The sequence below is a fragment of the Nocardia alni genome, assembly GCF_019038435.1.
GTDB classification, from domain to species: domain Bacteria; phylum Actinomycetota; class Actinomycetes; order Mycobacteriales; family Mycobacteriaceae; genus Nocardia; species Nocardia alni.
Genome location: NZ_JAGPOX010000124.1, coordinates 1 through 22222, shown reverse-complemented (window position 1 = coordinate 22222; position 22222 = coordinate 1). Strand labels below are relative to the sequence as shown.

At 64.6% G+C, this 22222-nt stretch carries 22 protein-coding genes; 10 read left to right on the top strand and 12 right to left on the bottom strand.

Annotated features, from left to right (window positions below; translation table 11 throughout):
* The first annotated feature begins 82 nt into the window (after positions 1 to 82).
* Entirely contained in the window at positions 83 to 1297 is a 1215-nt protein-coding gene (locus JZ791_RS34020) for a GNAT family N-acetyltransferase (RefSeq protein WP_308163243.1), read from the top strand.
* Positions 1298 to 1361: 64 nt separating this feature from the next.
* Here JZ791_RS34020 and JZ791_RS34015 read toward each other — a convergent pair whose 3' ends face one another.
* A complete protein-coding gene (locus tag JZ791_RS34015) occupies positions 1362 to 2189 on the bottom strand; it encodes an SDR family oxidoreductase (RefSeq protein ID WP_216900302.1) in 828 nt (275 codons plus the stop codon).
* Positions 2190 to 2562: 373 nt separating this feature from the next.
* Between JZ791_RS34015 and JZ791_RS34010 the strand changes: the two genes are divergently transcribed.
* Complete coding sequence (locus JZ791_RS34010; protein WP_216900300.1) at positions 2563 to 3669, top strand: LLM class flavin-dependent oxidoreductase; 1107 nt, start codon at positions 2563 to 2565, stop codon at positions 3667 to 3669.
* Between the two features lie 19 nt (positions 3670 to 3688).
* Here JZ791_RS34010 and JZ791_RS34005 read toward each other — a convergent pair whose 3' ends face one another.
* A complete protein-coding gene (locus JZ791_RS34005) occupies positions 3689 to 4657 on the bottom strand; it encodes a zinc-binding dehydrogenase (protein ID WP_216900298.1) in 969 nt (322 codons plus the stop codon).
* A 142-nt stretch (positions 4658 to 4799) separates the two neighbouring features.
* On the opposite strand from JZ791_RS34005, the gene JZ791_RS34000 reads away from it, so the two are divergent.
* Positions 4800 to 5342 carry a TetR/AcrR family transcriptional regulator gene (locus JZ791_RS34000; protein ID WP_216900296.1) on the top strand — a complete coding sequence of 181 codons (543 nt, stop codon included), beginning with the start codon at positions 4800 to 4802 and terminating at the stop codon, positions 5340 to 5342.
* 24 nt (positions 5343 to 5366) lie between these two features.
* On the opposite strand, the gene JZ791_RS33995 is transcribed toward JZ791_RS34000, so the two are convergent.
* Positions 5367 to 5735: a hypothetical protein gene (locus JZ791_RS33995; RefSeq protein ID WP_216900294.1), complete on the bottom strand. Its 369-nt coding sequence runs from the start codon at positions 5733 to 5735 to the stop codon at positions 5367 to 5369.
* 481 nt (positions 5736 to 6216) lie between these two features.
* Here JZ791_RS33995 and JZ791_RS33990 point away from each other — a divergent pair, with 481 nt between their 5' ends.
* Positions 6217 to 7536 (top strand): MFS transporter, encoded by a 1320-nt coding sequence (locus JZ791_RS33990; RefSeq protein WP_216900292.1) that lies wholly within the window; start codon positions 6217 to 6219, stop codon positions 7534 to 7536.
* A 188-nt stretch (positions 7537 to 7724) separates the two neighbouring features.
* On the opposite strand, the gene JZ791_RS33985 is transcribed toward JZ791_RS33990, so the two are convergent.
* Together JZ791_RS33985 and JZ791_RS33980 are read right to left on the bottom strand one after the other, a co-directional pair.
* The gene (locus JZ791_RS33985; protein WP_216900290.1) at positions 7725 to 8183 is read right to left on the bottom strand and encodes a nitroreductase/quinone reductase family protein; all 459 of its coding nucleotides are present in this window, start codon (positions 8181 to 8183) and stop codon (positions 7725 to 7727) included.
* A gap of 189 nt (positions 8184 to 8372) precedes the next feature.
* Entirely contained in the window at positions 8373 to 8816 is a 444-nt protein-coding gene (locus tag JZ791_RS33980) for a MarR family winged helix-turn-helix transcriptional regulator (protein ID WP_216900326.1), read from the bottom strand.
* Positions 8817 to 9073: 257 nt separating this feature from the next.
* Between JZ791_RS33980 and JZ791_RS33975 the strand changes: the two genes are divergently transcribed.
* The 3 genes from JZ791_RS33975 (at position 9074) to JZ791_RS33965 (ending at position 11626) form a co-directional block, all read left to right on the top strand.
* Positions 9074 to 9847, top strand: coding sequence for an SDR family NAD(P)-dependent oxidoreductase (locus JZ791_RS33975; RefSeq protein ID WP_254206799.1), 774 nt, complete (start codon positions 9074 to 9076; stop codon positions 9845 to 9847).
* Between the two features lie 241 nt (positions 9848 to 10088).
* Positions 10089 to 10862, top strand: a complete 774-nt coding sequence (locus JZ791_RS33970; RefSeq protein ID WP_216900288.1) for an SDR family NAD(P)-dependent oxidoreductase — start codon at positions 10089 to 10091, stop codon at positions 10860 to 10862.
* Positions 10863 to 11002: 140 nt separating this feature from the next.
* Positions 11003 to 11626, top strand: coding sequence for a hemerythrin domain-containing protein (locus tag JZ791_RS33965; RefSeq protein ID WP_216900286.1), 624 nt, complete (start codon positions 11003 to 11005; stop codon positions 11624 to 11626).
* A 22-nt stretch (positions 11627 to 11648) separates the two neighbouring features.
* Here JZ791_RS33965 and JZ791_RS33960 read toward each other — a convergent pair whose 3' ends face one another.
* The gene (locus JZ791_RS33960) at positions 11649 to 12302 is read right to left on the bottom strand and encodes a TetR/AcrR family transcriptional regulator (protein WP_216900284.1); all 654 of its coding nucleotides are present in this window, start codon (positions 12300 to 12302) and stop codon (positions 11649 to 11651) included.
* 268 nt (positions 12303 to 12570) lie between these two features.
* Here JZ791_RS33960 and JZ791_RS33955 point away from each other — a divergent pair, with 268 nt between their 5' ends.
* Both JZ791_RS33955 and JZ791_RS33950 read left to right on the top strand, forming a co-directional pair.
* Entirely contained in the window at positions 12571 to 13404 is an 834-nt protein-coding gene (locus JZ791_RS33955) for an enoyl-CoA hydratase/isomerase family protein (RefSeq protein ID WP_216900282.1), read from the top strand.
* A 14-nt stretch (positions 13405 to 13418) separates the two neighbouring features.
* Complete coding sequence (locus JZ791_RS33950) at positions 13419 to 14432, top strand: NADPH:quinone reductase (RefSeq protein WP_216900280.1); 1014 nt, start codon at positions 13419 to 13421, stop codon at positions 14430 to 14432.
* Positions 14433 to 14719: 287 nt separating this feature from the next.
* Here JZ791_RS33950 and JZ791_RS33945 read toward each other — a convergent pair whose 3' ends face one another.
* The 6 genes from JZ791_RS33945 to JZ791_RS33920 form a co-directional block, all read right to left on the bottom strand.
* Positions 14720 to 15724, bottom strand: coding sequence for an aldo/keto reductase (locus JZ791_RS33945; RefSeq protein WP_216900278.1), 1005 nt, complete (start codon positions 15722 to 15724; stop codon positions 14720 to 14722).
* A 700-nt stretch (positions 15725 to 16424) separates the two neighbouring features.
* A complete protein-coding gene (locus JZ791_RS33940) occupies positions 16425 to 17366 on the bottom strand; it encodes an abortive infection family protein (protein ID WP_216900276.1) in 942 nt (313 codons plus the stop codon).
* 415 nt (positions 17367 to 17781) lie between these two features.
* Positions 17782 to 18348 (bottom strand): class IV adenylate cyclase, encoded by a 567-nt coding sequence (cyaB, locus tag JZ791_RS33935; RefSeq protein ID WP_216900274.1) that lies wholly within the window; start codon positions 18346 to 18348, stop codon positions 17782 to 17784.
* Between the two features lie 9 nt (positions 18349 to 18357).
* On the bottom strand, positions 18358 to 19680 hold the full coding sequence (locus tag JZ791_RS33930) for a hypothetical protein (protein ID WP_308163242.1): 1323 nt from the start codon (positions 19678 to 19680) through the stop codon (positions 18358 to 18360).
* Between the two features lie 107 nt (positions 19681 to 19787).
* Positions 19788 to 20009, bottom strand: a complete 222-nt coding sequence (locus JZ791_RS33925; RefSeq protein ID WP_216900269.1) for a hypothetical protein — start codon at positions 20007 to 20009, stop codon at positions 19788 to 19790.
* 85 nt (positions 20010 to 20094) lie between these two features.
* Positions 20095 to 20388: a hypothetical protein gene (locus JZ791_RS33920; RefSeq protein WP_216900267.1), complete on the bottom strand. Its 294-nt coding sequence runs from the start codon at positions 20386 to 20388 to the stop codon at positions 20095 to 20097.
* Positions 20389 to 20930: 542 nt separating this feature from the next.
* Between JZ791_RS33920 and JZ791_RS45470 the strand changes: the two genes are divergently transcribed.
* Entirely contained in the window at positions 20931 to 22061 is a 1131-nt protein-coding gene (locus JZ791_RS45470) for a helix-turn-helix domain-containing protein (protein ID WP_254206798.1), read from the top strand.
* The last annotated feature ends 161 nt before the right edge of the window (positions 22062 to 22222 follow it).

Genomic DNA, 22222 nt, shown 5'->3' with positions numbered 1-22222 from the left:
CGGGGCGATGCGGGGATCGGTGCTCGAGGCAGGATGGGCACGATCGGGCAAGCCGAACTTTTCGATATCCGGAGGTGACTCGGTGACGAGCGAAGTGACACCCGTCGATGTGGAGCTGGCCGCACACGCGGACGATATTCGTGCCGCGGGCGAGATATTCCGCACCGCGATGGTCGGGCTCGGACCTCTGCCGGACGACGCGAGCGGGCTGATCGAGCCGGGACGCACGCACGCCGCCCGGCTGGACGGGCAGTTGGTCGGCGCGGCCGATGCGTACACGAGCTGGCTGGTGGTGCCGGGCGGGCAGCGGGTCCCGCATGCCGCGGTCACCCATGTCGGCGTTCTGCCGACCCATACCCGCCGCGGCGTGGTGAGCGCGCTGCTTCGTCGCCAGCTCGCCGATATCGCCGCCCGTGGCGAGATCGTCGCGACCCTGCGTGCCACCCAGGGCGGAATCTACGAACGCTTCGGCTACGGTGTGGCCAGCTCGTATGCCACGGTCGAGCTGGATCGCGGCCGCGCCCGGTTGCGCGACAGCGTGCCGCACGACGGCGGCCCGATCCGCTACCTCGATCCGGCTGCCCGATGGGAAGATCTGGCGAAGATCTATGCCGCCGCGCGTGTTTCGTGGACCGGCGCGATCGACCGGCCGCCCTACTGGTGGCGATCGCAGGAGCTGTTCGCAGGCGACGGGGGATGGACCGTGGCGCACGGCGAGCCGGGCGCCGAGGACGGTTTCGTGCGCTACCGTCCGTCCGGCACCGCGGGCTGGCCGCGCAATCCGCAGCGCACCATCGTCGTCGACGACTGGATCGCCACCACCCCCGCCGCCTACCGCAGTCTGCTGCGGCATCTGCTGGCGCACGACATAGCCGACCGGATCGCGTTCACTTTCACCCCGCTGGATACGCCGCTGCGCCACTTGTTCACCGACGGTCGCGTGATCGAGGTGTCCGGGATCCACGACGAGACATGGCTGCGCCTGATCGACGTGTCGGCAGCCTTGAACCGCCGCACCTACCGCGACCATGAGCCGGTGATCCTGGCGGTCACCGATCCGATCCTGCCCGCCAACACCGGCAGCTATCGGATCTCCGCCGACGGTGCGGCCCGCGTCGAGGCCCCCGCCGATCTCGTCACGGACGTGACCGCCCTCGCGACCGTGTATCTCGGCGGGTCCACCTGGCGGCAGCTGGCCCTGTCCGGCCGCGCCACCGAAAACCGCAGCGGTGCAATCGAACAGGCGGACGCGCTGTTCGAGACCCAAGTAGAGCCGTTCTCCGGCACGTACTTCTGAGCTCACCGCGCGCTGTACCCGGAGCGGGCAAGTTGGCCGGGACCAGGGGTACGGATCGACCGATCTACGTGAAATCGGCTGTGTGATCGGCGACCCAGTCCGCGAATGCTGCGGGCTGGCGGCCGAGGAATCGCTGTACCGTATCGGTGGCCGGTGAACCACCGTGCGTCGACTCCCGCATGAACTGCAGGATCGCCTCGACGGTCTCCCGATCACCCATACTTCCGAACCGTTGCCGTGCTCGGGATTCGGTGATTTCCTCGACGTGCACCCGACGACCGATCGCCGAGGCGATGATCTCGACTTGCTCACGCTGCGAAAGGAGTTCGGGGCCGGTCAGTATCGCGTCGGCCGGTGCGCCGTGTAGTGCGGCGACTGCGACGGCGGCGATATCGCGTTCATGGATGGGTGCGGTCCGACCCTCGGGATGAACCAACCGGACCACACCCTCGGACCGGATCGAATCGGCCCAGTGCAGCGCGTTGTTCGCCAATACCAGTGGCCGGACCGGCAGCCACGGCAGACCCGAGGCCGAGATCGTCTGCTCCACCGCCCGATGCTCCCGTGCGATGGCGTTGCCTGCCGCGTACGGCAGCAGCACGCTGCCCGAAGACATGACGACCACTCGCTCGAGATCGGCGCGCGATGCCGCCTCGACGAAGCAGTGCGCGCCCTCGGCGGGCGCATACAAAAACACACGCCGCACACCATGCAACGCGACCTCGAGCGTGTCGGTTTTCAGCAGATCCGCCTCGACGACCGACACTCCCGCCGGAAATTCGGCCGAGCCGAGCCGCCGCACCGACGCGCGCGCGGAGTCTCCCGCGGCAAGGAGCTGCTCGACGACGTATCGCCCGATACTGCCACGGGCTCCGATAACCAAGGTGGTCACTACAATTCTCCATCACGCGCAGCACGGACCAGAGCCGTGAATCTCCCAGCGCGCCATGGACGGTCACCAACCGACGATGTCGCCCGCGTGACCGACGAAGCGTTCCGACGCCTCACTTCGTCAGCACCAGGCTATGGTCGCTGTTTCCGATCTGTCAAACCACCCGATGTCGGATGCAAACCACCCGATGTCGCATGCGATGTCCGGACACATGCGCCGTGAGATTCGGGCGGCTGGCACTGACCAGCAGGTCGGAGCCGCCTGTCGTGGCGGTTCGCGTTCGGTACTGTTGGATTGATTGTCAAAAACGACATCTGCGCATACTGATCCGAACGGTGGCCACCTCGTCCCCGTTCGCGCGAGACTGACCCCCATGACTGTGAGCCCGGACCCCGTCCTGCGGCGCGGCGACGCCCGGACGAGCGCAGAATTCCTCTGGTACATCCCCAACGAGGCCGCGCCGGGCCATCGCGGCGATACCCCGGTCACCGACCACAACAGCCTGGAAACCCTTGCCGCCCAGGCTCTTGCCCTGGAGGAGCACGGGTGGAAGGGCGCGCTGATCGGAGCAGGCTGGAGTCGGCCGGATACGCTCACCGTCGCTACCGCGCTGGCGGCGCGCACGTCGAGTTTCGAGCCTCTCGTCGCGATCCGGCCGGGCTACTGGCGGCCCGCTCACTTCGCCACGGCCGCAGCGACTCTCGATCATCTGTCCGGCGGCCGGGTTCGTATCAACATCGTGTCCGGGAAGGACGATCTCGGGGCCTACGGTGAAGCCGACGAAGACCAGGCAACTCGCTATGCCCGCACCGAGGAGTTCATCCGGCTGGTCCGCAGGCTCTGGACGCAGGAGCGGGTCACCCATCGGGGTGCGCATTACCAGGTCACCGAATCCACTGTGGTGCCGCGGCTTTCCGCGCGGGAAGGCCGGCCGCACCCCAAACTCTATTTCGGCGGCGCGTCGCAGGCCGCGGAACGGGTTGCGGCGACCGCGGCGGACGTGCAGTTGTTCTGGGGTGAACCGCTCGCCGGAGTCGGCGAGCGGATCGATCGGTTGCGGGATCTGAGCGCCCGACTCGAGCGAGATCTTCCCCCGCTCGAATTCGGTCTGCGGGTCACCACCGTCGTCCGCGAGACCACCGAACAGGCTTGGGCGGATGCGCAAGCGAAGGTCGAGCGGATGGCGAGCACACACGACCCCTCGCATTCCTCGTTCGGACGGGCCGCCGCGGGGCAGCGACGGCTGTTCGACCTGGCCGCCCGCGGCGAGGTCCTGGACGACAACCTCTACACCACACCGGGGAAATTCGGCGGCAGTGGCGCGGCCACAACCTGGCTCGTCGGCTCGGCCGAGGATGTCGCCAAATCGCTGCGCAGATACCAAGACCTCGGCGTCACTCACTTCATCCTGTCCGACACCCCGTACCTGCCGGAGATCCGGCGTCAAGGTGACCAACTGCTCCCACTGTTGCGCGACTGACCGGCTACGGCGCGATTCCCTATCGCCGGGTGAGTATTACCGCCCCGACCGAGCGGCGCTGCTCGAGTTCGCGATGCGCCTGCGCTGCCTGCTCCAGCGGGAATCGGGCGTGGATGCGCGGAGTGAGTTCGCCTCGGGCGGCGGCGGCCAGCGCCTGCATGCTGTCGTCGCGCTGTTGGGCATCGGACTTGCGGATGACGATGCCCAGCGGGCCCGATACGGTCAGTCCGCGGCGGGCTACGGCGTTCATGTCCACCGTCGGCCACGCGCCGGACGCGTAGCCGTAGAAGCCGATTCGGCCACCGTCGGCGATGGTGGCGAGGGTCTGCTCGGCGATTTCGCCGCCGACGGCGTCGAGCGCGAGGTCCGCGCCGCGGCCGTCGGTCAGCTCACGTACCTGCTGAGACCAGCCGGTCGCGGTGTAGTCCAGAACGTGGTCGGCCCCGAATGCGCCGACGGCGCAGCACTTGTCGGTGTTCGCGGCGCCGATCACGGTGGCCCCCACGGCCTTCGCCTGCTGCACCAGGAGCGACCCGATCCGGCCGGCGGCAGCGGTGATCAGCACGGTGTCCGAGCTGCGCAACCCCATCGCCGACAGCAGACCGCGAGCCAGCGCACCGGCCTGGAAGACCGTCAGCGCCACCTCGGGTGACAACCCGTCCGGAATTGGAAATGTGTAGGCGCCCATGGTGACTGCGCGTTCGGCGTATCCGCCCGCCTGTCCGGCGGTGGTGCCGACCACGGTCTTGCCGATCAGCGTCTCGTCCGCGCCGGGTCCGACCGCGAGTACGCGCCCGGCCACTTCCAGGCCGGGAATCCACGGCAGCGGTAGGGGGTATCGGCCCGAGCGGACGATCACATCGCCGTAGGCGACCCCCGCCAGGTCGACCTCGACGAGTGTCTGCCCGGCGCCCGGCGCCGGATCGTCCACGTCGGCGAGGGCCAGTACCTCCGGTGCGCCGAACCTCGTCACCCGAACAGCACGCATGCCACACCTCTTCATTGACAGATGGTTTTAAACGAGACAACCTGTCTCGTATGCGATGACTGGTTCAGTCTCGGAGAATCTGCGGCAACGGTGCAAGGATCAACGTCGCGACAATGCGTCGATCGAGACAAGGAGCCGATGAATGTCTCGCCCGGATGTGCGGGTTCGCCGGACTCGAGTCCTGTTGCGCGCGGCGCTGGTGGAATTGATCGAGGACCGCGGCTTCGACCGCATCACCGTCGGTGAACTCACCTCCCGCGCGATGATCAGCAGGGCCGCGTTCTACCGGAACTACCGCGACAAATACGAGCTCGTCGAGCAGATCTTCGACGAGGCGATGGCGGAGATGATCGACGGCCACGACGGCGAAACCCGCTCACCCGGGCAGCGCTGGGCCGATTTCCTGCGCCACATCGACAGCTACCACCGCCTCTACGGCGCGTTGCTGGGCAAGAAGGGCAGCCCGTGGTTCGCCGACCGAATGCGCAAGGCGCTCGCCACCATGTCCACCGCGCATCTGCCCGGCCGGACCGCGGACGACCTGGTGCCCAGCGTCATCTCGGCAGTGTTCGTCCAGTCGATCGTATGGTGGCTCGAACACGATCGGCCGATCCCCGCGGACCAGATGGCCGAGCAGTCCTCCCGCCTCATCCGCGGTGTCCTCGAAGCGGTGCACGAGGCGTGAGCATCGGGGGAGCGTCGTGCTCGGTCAGCCGAATGTGATCGGCCCTGAGATATCCCGGGCTTGAACCACATTCCCCTGGACGTTGCCGGAAACGGTGTTCGACACCGTGCTCGGCAGCGCCGTATCGACCTCTGCCTGCCACGATCGAAGCTCCGCTGCCAGTTGCGGATTCGTGGCGACGATGTCGAGTATGCGCCGCACCAGTGCTTCGATCTCGGCGTCGGTCTCCGGAACGGTCTCGCCGAGCCCTTCCTTCTCCTGCGATCGGGACCGGTATCGTGTGATCAGCCCCGTCAGCGCATCCCAGGCCCGCTTGCCGGCCTCCCCGGCAGCGGAATCCAGAACCTTGTGCAAAGCGCCCACCAGCAGGGGCCCGGTGACAATCGGATCCATCGTTCTCGCCTCCTCCCTACGCGATACTCGAGAGCCATTGCGTATCAACATCTTAAGGGTCTGTTGTCGGTCCGGGGCCGGTGATTGACGGATTGCCGATGGGCGAACTCTGCGCGACAGGGGATATCCCGGGGGCGGTTGGATGCGGTGGTCTACGCACGTGGCATCCGGATGTGTCGTCGACTACCGGGGTGGCTCGGCGCGCTGGCGATCCGGCGTACCTCGCGGCCGACGGCGTTGGATGATCCGCCGGTCGCGGGTGTTGACGCGCGACACAATACGACTCTAAAGTGACGCCGGTAACAAACTGAAACGTTTCACTCGGAGTTTGGATGAGGGACGCTGTCGAGCGAGTCTGTTTCCTGTCGACGGGTCGATGCGACGGCTCGTGCAGTACTTCCACCTCGACCGATTCCGGGTGAACCCCGTTTCCCGACCGGATGTCGCAGCGGCGGTTCGGTCCGATCGACAAGGAAGTCCCATGAAGTTAGGCGCTCGATCCACGACAGGCTGGCGGGCGACGATCTCGGTCGCCATGTCCAACTACATCGAGGCTGGGTCGATCATCGCGATCGCCACCAGTCTCACCTTCTGGCAGCACGCCTACGGGCTGAGCAATCTGGCCGTCGGCGTGCTGGCGGCCTTCAGCGCCAACGCATTCGGCGCGGCGATCGGCGCGGGACTGGGCGGGCCGCTGTGTGATCGCTTCGGGCGCAAGGCGATCTACACCTACGACCTGTTGGTCTACATGCTCGGTGTGCTGATCGCCGCCTGCGCAGCGGATTTCGGCATGCTGCTCATCGGATTCCTGATCACCGGCATCGCGGTCGGCGCGGGCGTGCCCGCCTCCTGGACCTATATCGCAGAACAGGCGCCGACCACCGCGCGTGCCCGGCACGTCGGGACCGCGCAGCTGGCCTGGTCGATGGGACCGCTGATCGGCTTCGCACTGGCCGCCGCGCTCGCACCGCTCGGACTGCTCGGCTCGCGGATCATTTTCATCCATCTGTTCGTGGTCGCCGGGATCGTTTGGTGGGTGCGCCAGGGCCTGGCCGAATCCCGGATCTGGACAGAGGAAGCCGCACCGGGCTCGCAGACGTTGCGCGCGAATTCCCCGGTCGGGATGCGCGGTCTGCGCGGGCTGTTCTCTCGCCGGATCAATATCACCGCGCTGCTGGTGCTGATGGGCGTGTACGGGTTCTGGAACACCGTCGCCGGGCAGGCGGGCATCTTCATGCCCCGGGTGTACGACAGCGCGGGCGTGCACAGCGCGGTGCAGCAGGATCTGTTGCAGGTGCTGGTGTGGGGATGCACGGTGCTGGCCACGTACGCCGGATTCATGGCGTTCGCCGACCGGGTGTCGCAGCGCTGGCTGTATCTGGTGGGCGCGGCGCTCGGCGTGCTGGGCTGGTGCGTGCTGGTGTTCTTCACCAGTTCCGGCATGCCGACCCTGCTGCTGTTCGCGGTGCTCTGGGGAGTATCGAGCGGCCTGGGCGCCCAGGCGTTCTACAGCCTGTGGACCAGCGAGCTGTTCGCGACACCGTACCGAGCCAGCGCACAGGGCTTCATGTTCTTCGTGGTCCGCGCCGCCACCGGCCTGCTCAGCTATTTCTTCCCGACGATGCTCGCGGCGACGGGCCTGACCTCGGTCGGCCTGCTGCTGATCGCCCTGCTGACCGCGGCACTGGTGATCGGCTCGGTGTGGGCGCCGGAAACCAGGGGAAAGACGTTGCGGCAGATCGAGATCGAACGCTACGGACAACACGTGAGTGACCCGATCGCCGGTCCGGTATCGGGCTGAGGCGCAGGATGACGGAGTCCTGCGCAGACCCAACTCGACCTCAGCAGAGTCGAATCGTTCGAGCGCGTCTCGGATGGCGCACCACACCCATAGCAGTTGCCGTCTTGGCCGCTGCGGAATCGATCATCCAGGCCCTGGACGCCGTCGGATAGTTTGGCGCCGACTACACGGAACAGATTGCGAGCGGGTCAGGACTGCGGCGTCAGGCGAATGATCGGCAGTTCGCGATCCGTTTTGTCCTGGTATTGCGTGAACCGGGGTGATGCTGCGGTGATCCGCTTCCACGCTGTCTCGCGCTCGGGCCCGCGCAGCTGTTGGGGCGCGACGGCGACCGTGCGGCCATCGACCTCCGCGCGGACTTCGTCCGGGTGCGCGCCGATGTTGTAATACCAGGCCGGATTGCCCGCCGCGCCGTTCGCGGACGCCACGATCAGCCAGTTTCCATCCTCGTCGGGGAAATAGCCGACCGGCGTTTTGCGCTCGGCGCCGGTCTTTGCGCCGGTGGTCGTCAGCACCAGCGCGTTGAAGCCCATAAAACTGCCGCCCTTACGGCGCAGCCATCGCTCGGCCAATGTGTTGAACATGCGGACGAAGCGTCCCGAGGGAACCTTGCCGCCGCGCATGCCCGCGCGTGTGTCGAAGCTCATCGTGCCTCCTCGAAGCCGTGGCGATCGACAGATGACACGCATCTGTTCGTCGTCGGAAATTAGTCAGGAACATTGATTAAGTTAGTCAAAATAGCTGACTATGTCAAACGAGTCTGGGCTGACTGCGCTCGCTGCCCCGGCGGCTCGGGGCGAACAGGAATGGGGGGCGGCCGGCGCGGCGCGGCCGGGTTACCGCTCGTAGGGGTCGGTGATCTCGCGGAGTTGATCCAGGATCTGATGCAACAATCCGAAGTTGCGGGTGCCCAGGTAGGTCTTCCACTGGGAGTAGATCTCGTCGAGTGTCGCCGCGGCCACCTCGACCGCCCGCCGGCCACGTTCCTCGATCACGATCAGCCGGGCGCGGCCGTCCGCAGGATCGGGAACCCGGCGGACATAGCCCAGGCGTTCCAGTTGATCCACCAGCACACCGGCGCTCTGTTTGGTCATTTGTGCCTGGTCAGCGAGATCCGTGAGCCGCGAACCATCCGGGGCGATGCGTTGGAACACCCGGCACTGGGCAAGGGTCCAGTCGTCGAACCCGGCATCCTGCAAGGCCCGGAAAATCCGATCCTCGGTGTACCGGTAAGGGATGAACAACAACACCCCTAGATCAACCCGTTGTTCGTCGTCCATACCGCTCTCGGCTCCGTCGCCCACCTGATCCACGAGTTTCACACCCTACGTCAACCCTGCCCAGCCGGATCGCCACCGACCGCGTCGGCGCGTGCGCTGCGCCATCTGCCCCTCGGTGACTTCGTACCTGTTGCATTTGTCGCTGGTTCTGCTGTATGACTATATTAGTAAACAATCCTTACTACTTTGCTGCTGGCTCCGATAGGCGGCCGAGGACTGTTCACATCCCGAGAAGCAGAACGAAAGTAGGTATCGCCATGACACCGACATCAACCCTGGCCGGCAAGCGGGTCCTGGTCACCGGAGGCAGCCGCGGAATCGGCGCCGCGATCGTGCGGCGGCTCGCCTCCCAGGGAGCCGCGGTCGCGGTCAACTATCGATCAGATCAGGGCGTCGCGGACGAGCTCGTCGGTGAACTGCGTGACAACGGGTGCGCCGCATCGGCTTTCCCGGCCGATATCAGTGACGCGGCGCAGGCCCACGAACTGGTCGGCGCGGTGGTATCGGAGTTCGGCGGCCTGGATCTGCTGGTCAGCAACGCCGGGGTCGAGCATTTCGGCGCGTTGGAATCCATCACCCAGGCCGACTTCGATCGCCTCTTCCAGACCAACGTGGCCGGACAACTGTTCGTCACCCAGGCGGCGGTCGCCGCGATGACCGGCGGCGGCCGGATCGTGCTCAGCTCCTCGGTCAGTGTGCGCCTGGCGGTCTATCACCACGCCCTGTACGCGGCAAGCAAAGCCGCCATCTCGGCCATGGTGCGCAATCTCGCCCCCGAACTGGCCGCAAGGAACATCGCCATCAACGCGATCGCCCCCGGCGCCACCGCCACCCGCATGACCGAGTACGCCCCCCACTACATTCACCCCGCACTCACCGACGTCCCGTTCGACACGCTCCTGCGCTCGATGAGCGCACTGGGCCGGCTGGCCCAACCCGACGAAATCGCCGCCGTGGTCGCGTTTCTGCTCTCCCCGGACGCGTCTTACATCACCGGCACCACCATCGAAGCCGACGGCGGCTGGAACTGACGCGCCCCCGGAGATGGCCGACGCCGATGCCGGTCTGGCTCGCGGCGAATTGTTCACCGCGAGCGAGGATTTGGTGAAACTTATCGGCCGACCGGCAACACCGCGCACGAAGCCGTCCAACACGCCGCGACCGTCGAGAAGTAACGGTGAGCACCTCCGGACCCCACCGGTCCGATGAGACGACCCATACCGTCCCCCCACCGATCACACGCCCATTCGCAGACCCGAAAGGCAGCACGCCATGACCACCCAGAGCACGGCCACCACGCCTGAACTCGCCGGCAAGACCGCACTGATCACCGGCTCCACCAGCGGCATCGGCCGCGCCACCGCCGACACGCTGGCCGCCCTGGGTGCCCACGTCATCGTCTCCGGGCGTGATACCGCACGAGGGGAGGCAGCAGTAGGCGAGATCCGCGCCGCCGGTGGCCGGGCCGACTTCGTCGCAGCCGATCTGCGCGACCCCACGAGCGTCCGCACCCTGGCCGAGCAGGCCCTGGAGATCGGCGGTGGCCGGGTCGACATCCTGGTCAACAACGCCGCCGTCTACCCGTACGCCCCGCTCACCGACGTTACCGAGGACGCCTTCGATCAGATCTACGCCGTCAACGTCAAGGCGCTGTTCTTCCTGACCAAGGCCCTGGTACCGGCCATGGTCGAGCATGGCGACGGCACCGTGGTGAACTTCTCCACCGGCCTGGCCAACATGGGTGTCGCGACCGGCTCGGTCTACTCCTCCAGCAAGGGCGCGGTGGAGTCTCTCACCCGCGCTTGGGCGGCGGAGCTCGGCCCCAGCGGTGTGCGCGTCAACGCGATCAGCCCCGGAATAATCGTCACTCCCGGTCTCGGCGCCGTCAGCCCCAGCATCCTCGAAATGACCAACGGCGACCCTGCCGGGCGCCCCGGTCAGCCCGAAGAGATCGCCAGCAGCGTCGCGTTCCTCGTCTCGGATGCCGCGAGCTACATCCACGGGATCGTGCTCCCGGTCGACGGCGGAGCACTCGCCACCCTCTGATTCGACAATCCTGCACCCCCACGCACCATCTTCATACAACCGGAACGGGAGATCAGTTTCCAATGACATCGCTCAGCCAACCCGAGACGTCGCCTGTCGGTGAGCCTTTCAAAGGCCCGAGAACCTGCGACGCGAGCGCGATGCTCGAAATCCACCGCGCGCTCCGGCGCTCCTTCGACGAAGCCACAGCACTCGTGGACGGGGTCGCCGACGGCGACACGAAGCACGCGACGGCCGTCGCCACGCAACTCAACCTGATCTCGACCGCGCTCCACGCACACCACGAGGGGGAAGACTCACGACTCTGGGACACGGTGACCGACCGAGCACCCGCATGCGTCCTTCATGTCGACCGGATGAAGCGTCAGCACGCCGGCATGCTGGCGCACCTCGAAGACCTCGACCGGACCTTGCCCGCCTGGCGCGCGACCGCGACGAGGGAAGCCGCCGAACCCATCCGCTCGGCCATCCACGGAGTGTCCGCGGCAATGGCCGAACACTTCCCGGACGAAGAAGCCACCATCGTCCCGGTCATGGAGCATGTGCTCACCCAGCGCGAGGAGAGTTGGTTCGGCAAGCACGGCCGGGCCGCGACCCCGAAGGGTCAGCTCTGGAACATGCTCGGCGCCATCCTCGCCGCCCAGCCCGACGGGGGCGCCGCATGGTTGAAGAAGAACATGCCCGGACCCGTTGCGCTGATATGGCGGTGGATCGGCGCCCCGCGTTACGCACGTTTCCGGGCAGCGCTGGAAGGCCGCAGCTGAGTTATTGGCGCCCGGCTTGGTGTCACGATTTCGAGAGCGAGCTGGGCCGTCGCCCCGGTCGTGGACCGTTGGCAGGTTGAATGAGGTCGTCCAGCCGGGGGGGCGTCGGCAACTCGCGATCTGTGGCGGCATCGGATAGCCCGGCGAGAAGGATTGCCAGCGTACGTTCCCACGCGGCGCCTCCGGTCGTGCTCTCCATGCTGCACTGCACAGCCAGGAGAACGAGAAGAAGATCTTCGGGAACCACACCCGCCCTCAGCACGCCCGCATCCTGCCCAGCCCTGATGAGCTTCAGTTGCCGCTGTCGGAGCTGGCGACGCAAGCCACCCGCAATCTGCGAGTCCGGCAGCGGGAGTGTGAACGTTCGGATCAGGCTGCGATCGACGAGCCCACGAGCGCATAGGCCCCGCACGTAGGAGAGGATCGCCTCTTCGGGAGCCAACGCGAGCGCGTCGTCAGCGGTGTTCACGTGCTCCAGCAGGCGCTGTTCGATGACGGCTTGGACGAGCTGCGCGCGGTCGAAGTGGCGCGACAGCGTTGCCACCCCTACCCCGGCGACAGCGGCGATCTCGGACAGCGGCACCTCGCAACCATGCTCGGCGAAAACCACTCGCGCAGCGCTGATGATCCGAGCGCGACTTTCGATCGCATCTCGGCGTAGCGGTTTCACACCCATGCCCTCAGCGTAGCAACCGGAAGTAATGCTTCCATTTTCTCTGGGGCCGCGATACAGTCACCTATGTGGAACAGTTTCTTCCACATAGGTGACTGATTGATGCGGAGGCGCCCTCGGGTCCGACCGTGAGGACCCGGAGCGTGCCCGCCAGGTGCGCGACATGGCGGTCCTCTTCATCGAGCGCTGCCCTAGGGTGGCAGCGAGACAGCTTGTCGCGCTGATGCTTTGGTGGCTGCACTCCAGAAATCCGAAGGTGAGGAGATGTCGCATGGTGACGTCCGTTGGTTATGAGTTGTTCGAATCGGTCGAAGTGGAGATCAGTAAAGCCGTGGCGACTGTGCGGTTGTTGACCACGGAACGAGTAGCCGTTCTCGGCGCGCGGGGTTCTCGAGCTGAACTCCACTTCGACCTCGGCCGGGCGCTCGCACGATTGCGAGAGGATGATGCGGTCAGAGTTGTAGTCATCACTGGCATCGACGACGGCGCACCGTGGATTCTGCCGGCTCCGCCCTACGCAGAGGGCAAAAGGCTCGATCCCGAGCCGATCGACTTTCCGGATTGGATGTGGAAAGGGTTCCAGGGTGTTCGGCTGACTCAGCAAACGCTGGCCGAAATGGAAAAGCCGGTGATCGCTCGAGTTAATGGAGACTGTATCGGGTTCGGTCAAAGCATCATGTTCGGCTGCGACCTGATCGTCGCCAGGGAAGACGCGATAGTGGCCGATGTGCATATGGACCTGCAGAAGATCTTTGGGTTCGACACTGTTCCAGGTGACGGCGGAGGTGCGCTGGTGCCCTTGCATATGTTCCCGGCCAAAGCGATGGAATACTTACTTCTTGCCAAGCCCTACACGGCCACCGAACTGGCCGACATGGGTGCGATCAATTACGCCGTGCCCCCGGCTGAACTGGATCAGGTCGTTGACGACATGGTTCGTCAACTTCTGTCGAAGTCCGCCTATGCGCTTGCTCTGACCAAGCGTGTTGTGAAGAGACGAGTGGCCGAACAGCTAAACCTGACATTAGACGCTGCCTCTGCATACGAATGGGTCAACTTCCTTCACTATCGAGGCAGTAACGGCAAAACCAATCTCAGTCTTTAGTCAGGAGCCTCGACTTGCGAGCCATTGTCTACACCCGCCCCGGGACCTCCGACGTTCTGTCTCTGGCCGAGCGCGACATTCCCGAGCCCGGTCCGGGCGAAGTTCGGGTACGCCTGATGCGTTCCGGAGTCAATCCCACCGATTGGCGATTCCGAATCCGACCCCTGCCGTTCGATGAAGTCACGCCTGGTCAGGATGGCGCTGGCATCGTCGACGCGGTGGGCCCGCAGGTAGCTGATTTCGCCGTTGGCGATCGCGTCTGGCTGATGCTCGCCCAGCATGAAAAGCCTTCCGGTACAGCGGCCGAGTATGTAGTGCAACCGATCAGCCGCGTCGTTCCTTTGCCCGATGGAGTGAGTTTCGACATCGGTGCCTCCATCGGGGTTCCAGCCCTGACTGCGCATCGTGCTCTGACAGTGCACGATCGCGGCCCCTCGCATCTTGAACCGGGCGCGATGACCGGATTGACGGTCCTGGTACAGGGCGGTGCAGGCGCAGTTGGCAACGCCGCAGTCCAGTTGGCGAGCTGGTCGGGTGCAAACGTCGTCACAACGGTGAGTTCGACAAGGAAGGAATCGTTGGCAAAGGCCGCCGGCGCCCACCATGTGATCAACTATCGGCAAGGCGATGTCGAGAGCGCGGTACGCGCCGCCGCGCCCGACGGCGTGGACCTGGTCGTGGAGGTCGCTCCAGCCCAGAACAACGCACTGGACCTTGCTGTTGTGAAAACCGGCGGAACCATATCGATCTATGCCAAGCACGGAGGTGACGAATACTCGGTACCCATTTTGGAAACCTATTTCAAGAACCTCCGATATCAATACCTCGTCTTGTACTCCCTGCACGCCGAGGCACTGGCACAGGCAGCGAGTGACGTGACGGCGGCCATCGCCGCTGGCGGCTTCCGCATCGGTGAGGACTCTGGACTCCCGATCCATCACTTCCCCCTCGCGGAAGCTGCGGCGGCGCAGGACGCGGTCGAACAAGGAACGGTCGGCAAAGTTCTGTTGGACATAGCGGAGACATGATTGCGACGCACGAGTTCCAGATGGCCGACTTCGAACCCGGTTTCCTCGAGTAGTTCTCGGCGCGCACACCTCTGGGGCTTCGTCGGGCTCCACGATGCCGCCGGGGGCTTCGAATCCGATGCTGCCGACGATCCATCGGTGGCGGTGCTGCAGCAGCGCACGGCCGTGGTCATCGAGGGCGACGGTGTCGAGTCGGACAGCGTGTGGGCGCGGTGCCGCCCGCGACTGCCTAATCATGCGCTGGGCAGTCTGGCGACATCGCCGCCGGCGCGAGAGTCGGACCGGGCTCAGCGCGGGGCCGCCCCGGGGCCGCCCACGGCGATCTGTATGCCGCTGGGCATGCGCGGCGTGTAGGGCGCTTCGAGCTGCTGCGCCTCCTCGTCGGTGAGCCGGAGGCTCAGCGCGGCGGCCGCGTCGGCGAGGTGCCCGGTCCTGGTGGGCCCGACGATCGGCGCGCAGACCACGGGGTTGCGCAGCACCCAGGCCAGGGCGACCTGCGCCATCGGGACGCCGTGCCCGGCGGCGACCGCCTGCACCGCGTCGGCGATCGGCTTGTCGTCGTGTGGCATCAATTGGCGGGCGACGGCGTCGGTCTTGCTGCGGGCGGTCTGCTCGCCCCACGGCCTGGCCAGGCGTCCCTTGGCGAGGGGGCTCCAGGGGATTGAGCCGACGCCCTGGTCGGCGAGCAGGCCGAACATCTCCCGCTCCTCCTCGCGCTGCACCAGGCTGTACTGGTTCTGCATCGAGATGAACTCCGTCCAGCCGTGCAGCCGCGCGGTGTACTGCATCTTGGAGAACTGCCACGCCCACATGCTCGACGCGCCGATGTAGCGGGCCTTGCCCGCCTTGACCACGTCGTGCAGCGCCTCCATCGTCTCCTCGACGGGGGTGTCCGGGTCGAGGCGATGGATCTGGTACAGGTCGATGTAGTCCGTGCCGAGGCGGGCCAGGGACGCGTCGACCTGCTCCATGATCGCCCGGCGGGAGAGCCCGGCGCCGCCGGGGCCGTCGCCCACCTTGAAGAACACCTTGGTCGCCAGCACGATGTCCGCGCGCCGCGTGTACTTGCGGATGGCCCGGCCCACGGTCTCCTCGGACGCCCCCTGGCCGTAGGCGTTGGCGGTGTCCCAGAACGTGATCCCGAGCTCGACGGCCTCCCGGAAGATGGGCTCGGCTTGCTCATCGTCGAGCGTCCACCGGTTGTTGCCGCGTGAGGGGTCGCCGAAACTCATGCAGCCGAGTGTGATCCGGCTGACCTTCAGTCCTGACGTACCGAGCCGCGTGTATTCCATGCCGTATTCCTTCAGTTCAACAGAGACATCCAGGGGGATCGTGCCCCTCTCGGGGCGCCGGAACCAGTTAACGTGCCGCCCCTGGGCGCGGGGGAGTGCCTGCTCTTCCGGGTAACGGCAGTACCTCCCGGCACGCCGCCGCCCGGCCTACGGTGGTGATGTGAGCGGCAGCGAGAGGCACGAGCAGGCCAAGGAGGTGCGGGAGTTCCTCAGTACCCGTCGTGCCCGTATCACGCCTCAGCGGGCGGGGCTGCCCGTTTTCGGTGGTAATCGACGTGTGGCCGGGTTGCGCCGGGAGGAAGTGGCACTGCTGGCGGGGGTGAAATGTCTCCTCGGGAAATTCTCTGGCGATGATTTTCTGTGTTTCTGCCCATAGTTGGTCGATCTTGTGATGGTGGGCAGATTTTGCTGGCAGATCACACATCGCCCATAACTGCACCAGGACAGATTTCAGCTGAAGTTTGATGTGATGACGCCAGCATGCCGCGTAGGGGAAGACAACGGTGTCCGAGTCGCGGACTGATTGATCGGCGAGCATTGCGTGATGCAGGATCTCAGCAGCTCGCCGATACCCTTGAATACGGCCGTACAGGCCCATGCGCCGCTGCCATCCGATATCCAAGAGGGTGCGACTGATGGGTTGGCGGGGTATTGAGATCATGGTGTTCGGCAGGCCAAACGTGCTCTATGTCGTCAAACCTCATGAACTCGTGCCCTTTCGGCTATTTGTGCTGGTCAGCTTCTGTCGTTCGGCGCGCTCGTTGTAGGTCTCGAAGAGGAATACAGCGAGGGTCGAGGCGGCACCGACGACCAAACGCGCATGCCGTGGGCCGAGTCCGCTGGTACCAGTTGCCTTGCCGTGTCCCGTCCCATACGAGTTGCGCAGTTCGGCGACACCTGCTGCCAGGTTTCCAAGGCTGCCGAGCACGCGCTTGATCGAGTCAGTCGCAGCGGCGGTCGATGCAACTGAGTCCGGGGCGAGTTGCAGCTGCTTCGTCGTTTCCCGAAGTAGCTGCGGGACATCCCATTTCTTGTCCACATGGATGCCAATGCCTTCAAGAACGGTCTTGCAGGTAGTTTCGATCAGCTCCTTCGCGGTGCCGATCGCCAGCTCGGGATCAGTGTCGATCGCAGTCTCCATGCGGGTGATCTGCTGAGCGACGTAGGTAACGTCTCCGGCCGATACGTGCTTCGTGATCTGCCTGACCGGCCCCGGCACGGTCAGCGAGCTCCTGGCTGCGAACACGGGCCGCCCGGAGATCTGGGCGGCTTCGGCCAGCTCCCAGCCGTCCATACACAGGTGACGGTTGTACATCCCGGCCAGCTCTAGCGCTTCGCCCCGGTTGGGTCGAACAACGGGATGCACTGTCATCGCTAGGAACTGGAGGAACTTCTCATCGTTCTTGTCGAGTTCCAAGCGGTCGTCAGTGAAGACCCACTCGTCTTCCCAGTCCAGATTGTTCTCTCGATGCTGCCGGATGTCGTCACGTGCTGTATTGAAACGGGTGTCGTACGAGGGCATTTCATCGAGGGGGTACAGGCGTGCAAGAAAGGTCAGCTCGTCTAGCCGTCCAGCCCACCAGATCTGGCCGATACGCAGCTCATCCATGATGGCGTCACGGGTGACCTCGGTGATCTGCATGGTGGGATGATAGTGGGTGGCACCGACACGGAACGAGCCGTTTTCGCTTGCCCCCGTGCGTCGCGCCTACAAAGTCCTGACACCATGCACAGGATCATGTCAGCCCACGTCAGCTGTTCGTTCGCAGCTCCTGCTTCATGGAGTGCAGAGATGGTACAACTCGTCGGGGTCGCGTCTTGGTTACGCACTCCGTGATTTCGTGGCAAGCCCTGGAAGGGCGCGGCAGTACTTCAAGGACGGGTGATTTCGCGCGAGGGTGACCTCGCCAGGCGTAATGGGGGCTGGTAGGCAAATGCGAGGGAGCTGCGGGGGTGGGGTACGGCTCGGTGTCGCGGGTAGCTCTTATCCTCTCGGGCGGTATGTGTTCGACCGGATTGCGCGGTATGGATGAATCCTGATGATCAAGTGGGACTGGTCAGTTGGTGGCAGCCATAACGAGATCGCGGTACGGGAGTCTCACGACCGCGTGCGCAGCGATTCCGAGTTCGGTTTCGACTTCTTCGAGGTGGACGGTTGCCGCATTCGGATCGAGGGCGGTGACTTCGGTTTCGACGAAGGTTCCGGCGTGGGTGACGGCATCGATGCTTACGATGATGTCCTTCCGTTCCGGGTGTCGGTAGGTGGTGCGGTCCTTTTCGACACGGACGAGTTGAACCATGCCGATCGCGGTGAGGAGTTGGTTGGCGGCGTCAGCCTGTTCGGGGCCGCTGAGGGTGACATTAGTTTCGCGTTTGGCGATCACATCGGCATGACTGTGCGTGGTGGAGGTCGATGGCGGCTTATAGGTGATCTCGGCGAAACCATCGCGGTGCCGGATGCGAAGGCATTCAACGGTTTTCATGTAGTCGACATCGGGTCGGCTGTAGTAGGTGTCGACTTCGGTCAGGTGCCCGGCCTGCTTGTATCCGAGTTCGGTGAGTCGCTGGTGGAGGGTGCTGGGGTTGCGGAGTTCGCGTTTGCGCTCGACCTCGATCAGGTGCATGGGCTCAGATCATCCTCTCGTGTGGATGGCGGTGTGGACGCGGGCGAGGTTGGATTTGGAGCAGTGCCCGCGGATCGTGCCGAGAGCACGCTGGAGTGCTTCGGTGTCGGTGAGTGGAATGTTCTGGAACAGCACCATTTGTTTGGCGTCTGTCAACGGGTTGGCGAGGCTCTTGTTGAGGAATCGGTTGTAGTAGTGGCGTTCCCGCACGAACACATCTTCCGGGAGCACGGGCATGAGCGCCGAGGGCGGCATGTTCGTGCACATTTCGGCCGAGTGCATCGCGAACGCAGTCAGCAGTTCGTCGGCGGTCAGATAGGCGTAGGTTTCCCGGCCCTCGCGCGCGAGCCAGGTTCCCCATACCTGTGTGCAATCGGTGTCGCCGCGTTCGACCGCTCGGAGGAACAGGTTGAGGGCGACATCGGTTACGGCGTCGAAGATGTCGCCGTCTATGACGTGGTGATCGCCGTAGGATTCGCTGACCGCGGTGATGCTGGTGTGATCGCTGCTGGACATCCGGGTGCTGTCGTTGAACGTGAAGTGCACTCGTTTATGCCCGCTGCGGAAGTCTATCCAGTCTCCGGAGAGTTGACCGTCGAGGATCGGGATGAATCCCAGGATTCCCGATCGCCACACGTGATCGCGGAGGGTGATGTAGTGCCGTTGTGCCTCGCGGAACATCCCGATCGGTGCGTGGATGACTGCGCAGATGCGGGGATCGAGATTGGGTGCGGCGACGATTCGGGAGTTCTGGTGGACCACGATCTCGTCGTCGTGGTGGTGGTAGGGATGGGTGCCGTCGTGCAGATAGTGAGGTAGGAACATCCGCAGGAATTGCAGCCAAGATCGGGCGTTGTAGGACTGCACTGCGCGCTCGTGCAATGAGGGCGCATCCACGGCGAACACGTCGCGATAGACGAAGAATCCGTAGGGTTTCAGCACGCTGGGAAAGGTGCGGATCATCGTGTGGAGCCCGCTGTACGCGCCCCCATAGGAGTAGACCTCGTGCAGTAGTGCCGATGCGCTGATGACATCGACTGGGCCGCTGACCAGCGTCGCAATATCCTGCGCCCAGCCGTGTACCAGCGCACACGTGCCTATCGTATTGAACCGATCGACAGCTCGACTAAGAGAATGCGACTGGACGCCGGGTACCTCGACCAAGGTGAGCCGAACATCTCGGGGTTCATCCTCGAACTGGGAGGCCAGGAACGCTACGGCTGCGCCGCCGCCAGGGCCTATCTCGACAATGTGGGGGTCAGGATCGGGCACCCGGGTCAGCGCGCGGTGAACGAGGAGCCCTTTTTCGTAGCCGTGGTCGTTCGCTGCCACATCGAGGTAGGTGGTTTCAGACTTCTGTTGCTGTGCAAAGGAATTCGCTGTGCCAATCATCGTGCACCGTGGAGTTTCGTTTATGGGACCGGCCGAATGGGTGCTGGTCAGGGCTCGAGGTAGAGACGTTCATTGGGCAACCTAGGTAATCCGATGATGTCACCGGACAGTACGTGCACCTCATCCGGGAAATGATGAGTGCGGAAGTCTTGGATGAACAGCAGGGCTGCAGTGAGACAGGCAGCGAAATCGAGGCGCATACTGTCTAGATGGACGGACAGGCGCACATCGCGTTCGCCCGGTATCGGTGATTCGTCCGAGCTGCTCATGATGACCACACCCGACGAACGTGGCATTCGATGTGACCGTAAAGTCCGATAAGGTCTGTGTGCTCCGGAACGTAGTGCGGTGAACTCATTGTTCCTGCCACCAATTGAAATGCTCGACATTGACTTTCGCTACAGCCTCCAGATATGCGTCTGCCATTTCCTCCAGCGAAATTTCAGTAGGGCGGCCCAACCTCATTCCGTCCATTGCTTCCAGTAGATATCGCAATGTCTCCTCAGGTAACAGATCGGCCTTGAGCCCCGTCTTCAGCTGCGGGGCCATATAGTCTCCCGGATTCCGATAGGGCTCAGGGTTGGCACCGTTGGTCATCGGGTTGCTGCTTTCCTTATCGGTGGACCATATTCTCTCGGTGACTCCCATAACTTATCTCGTACGGCATCCCACAGCCGCCCCAACTTGGGTAGCCGTAGTCGGGCCTCTGCGATATCCGGGCAGTCGGCACCGAAGGCGACCGTTCCGGGCGGTGCCGCAGGCATGGGCTCGTGAGGCCAGACATACGCCGGGCGGGCGTCCGAGGGCACGAGGACAGAGACGATCTTCGCCTCTTGACCTACGAGCCGCCAGGTAGCTTGCTGGCCGTCGTCAGTCTTGGTGCGACGCAAGGACTCTCGATCCGATAGTTGTCTGACCAGCATGCAATGCCTCCAGGACAGTTGGCGGGCACTCGATGCCGGGGACTTCGGACGGCCGGTTCAACCCGGCATCGAGTGCTGACACCAAGCCTGATCGATGCCCGGTGTCGGGCCGCAGTGGCAAGGTCCGTGGCATTCGGCGGTGCGGCACCGCGATACACCCCGCGCTGGCGACCGATAGCAGGTTGGTAGTGGCATCACTAGTGGCATCTCGGGCCGATGCGGGTCCGGACCTTTCCCCGGACGCCTACGGCGGGAATGATCGAACCCATGGGCACCGCCACAGGGGCACTCATCCGTGATCTGCGTAAAGCACGCGGCTGGGCACAAGGCAAACTTGCTGATGAGTTGTCCGCGCACTCGGGAACGACGATCTCCCGCGAGTACATCTCGCGACGTTGGGAGAACGGTTGCACCACCCCGAGCGCGTTCTGGCTACGCCATCTGTCGGCGGTGCTCGACGTGCCGCTATCTGTGCTGGAGGGTGATGTGGACCGACGACAATTCTTGGCCTATACGGCTGCCACGGCTATTGCGCCGGTCGTTGCCTCTGACCTGTTGGCGCAAGGGTTTTCGCAACAGTTGCGCGGGGGCGGGCCGACGATCGAGGAGTGGGAGAACACGCTCACCACGTACGGGCACGACTACATGACCCTCGGTGCCGGAGAGATTCAAAAGCGCTTGGCCGCCGATCTCGTCGTGGCACAACAGCAGCTCGATATGCCGCGCATGTGGGCCGCTGCGGCACGGCTGATGGTGTTGTACGCCAAGACATTCGGCGGTAACGACGGCTCCAAGGCCGTGTCTTGGTACCAGATGGCTTCCGAGTCCGCCGACCGATCCGGCGATGACGAGATACGGGTGTGGGTGCGGGGCAGGGCAGCCATCGCGCTCGGCTACGAAGCGGCAGCGTTGCCCTTCGCTGAGTTGTTCGCCCGTCAGGCTGTGCAGATCTCCGAGAAGTCGAGCTTGGGACGGTTGAACGCGATCATGGGTGCCGCGCATGTGGCTGCGGCAAAAGGTGATCGCTCCGGTGCCTTGTCACTCACCGAAAACGGCCGACGCCTGTTCGATCGGGTGGGGAGCGAGGAACAAGAGTCCGATTACGCGGTGCCCTGGTGGCGATTCAACGTATTCGTGTCGCTGCTCGCTGCTCGGCTGGGTGAGGAACGGATCGCTGTGCAGGCACAGGATTCGGCTCGCGCGGAGTTGCCGCCGACGCTGCCACGGTTCGCGACCCACCTCGAGATGCATCGCGGACTGATGCTGGTTCGCGCCGGTGATCGCGAGCAGGGGATAGCGCTGGCGCGCGGCGCACTGGATGCGTTGCCGCCCGAGAAACACTCGCTGACTCTGCGAATGCTGATGGATGAGATCGCCCGCCCGGCGGTCAACTGCTAAGAGGTTCCTTGCCGCCCACGCTGCGCTGATCCCGCTCATCCAGGCGGCCCAACTTTTCCGGGGGCTGTATCGAGAGCGCTGACATCTTATCCGGCGGCGATCGGGGTGGGGTTTGGTTGTCAGAGGCGTAGCCGATGTCGTGGCCGAGTTCGGGTGGGAGG

Coding starts and splice junctions, on each gene's coding strand:
- JZ791_RS34010 (WP_216900300.1), top strand. CDS start 2,563: ATGACTGTGAGCCCGGACCCCGTCCTGCGGCGCGGCGACGCCCGGACG.
- JZ791_RS34005 (WP_216900298.1), bottom strand. CDS start 4,657: ATGCGTGCTGTTCGGGTGACGAGGTTCGGCGCACCGGAGGTACTGGCC.
- JZ791_RS34000 (WP_216900296.1), top strand. CDS start 4,800: ATGTCTCGCCCGGATGTGCGGGTTCGCCGGACTCGAGTCCTGTTGCGC.
- JZ791_RS33995 (WP_216900294.1), bottom strand. CDS start 5,735: ATGGATCCGATTGTCACCGGGCCCCTGCTGGTGGGCGCTTTGCACAAG.
- JZ791_RS33990 (WP_216900292.1), top strand. CDS start 6,217: ATGAAGTTAGGCGCTCGATCCACGACAGGCTGGCGGGCGACGATCTCG.
- JZ791_RS33985 (WP_216900290.1), bottom strand. CDS start 8,183: ATGAGCTTCGACACACGCGCGGGCATGCGCGGCGGCAAGGTTCCCTCG.
- JZ791_RS33980 (WP_216900326.1), bottom strand. CDS start 8,816: ATGGACGACGAACAACGGGTTGATCTAGGGGTGTTGTTGTTCATCCCT.
- JZ791_RS33975 (WP_254206799.1), top strand. CDS start 9,074: ATGACACCGACATCAACCCTGGCCGGCAAGCGGGTCCTGGTCACCGGA.
- JZ791_RS33970 (WP_216900288.1), top strand. CDS start 10,089: ATGACCACCCAGAGCACGGCCACCACGCCTGAACTCGCCGGCAAGACC.
- JZ791_RS33965 (WP_216900286.1), top strand. CDS start 11,003: ATGCTCGAAATCCACCGCGCGCTCCGGCGCTCCTTCGACGAAGCCACA.
- JZ791_RS33960 (WP_216900284.1), bottom strand. CDS start 12,302: ATGGGTGTGAAACCGCTACGCCGAGATGCGATCGAAAGTCGCGCTCGG.
- JZ791_RS33955 (WP_216900282.1), top strand. CDS start 12,571: ATGGTGACGTCCGTTGGTTATGAGTTGTTCGAATCGGTCGAAGTGGAG.
- JZ791_RS33945 (WP_216900278.1), bottom strand. CDS start 15,724: ATGGAATACACGCGGCTCGGTACGTCAGGACTGAAGGTCAGCCGGATC.
- JZ791_RS33940 (WP_216900276.1), bottom strand. CDS start 17,366: ATGCAGATCACCGAGGTCACCCGTGACGCCATCATGGATGAGCTGCGT.
- cyaB (WP_216900274.1), bottom strand. CDS start 18,348: ATGCACCTGATCGAGGTCGAGCGCAAACGCGAACTCCGCAACCCCAGC.
- JZ791_RS33925 (WP_216900269.1), bottom strand. CDS start 20,009: ATGAGCAGCTCGGACGAATCACCGATACCGGGCGAACGCGATGTGCGC.
- JZ791_RS33920 (WP_216900267.1), bottom strand. CDS start 20,388: ATGGGAGTCACCGAGAGAATATGGTCCACCGATAAGGAAAGCAGCAAC.
- JZ791_RS45470 (WP_254206798.1), top strand. CDS start 20,931: ATGGGCACCGCCACAGGGGCACTCATCCGTGATCTGCGTAAAGCACGC.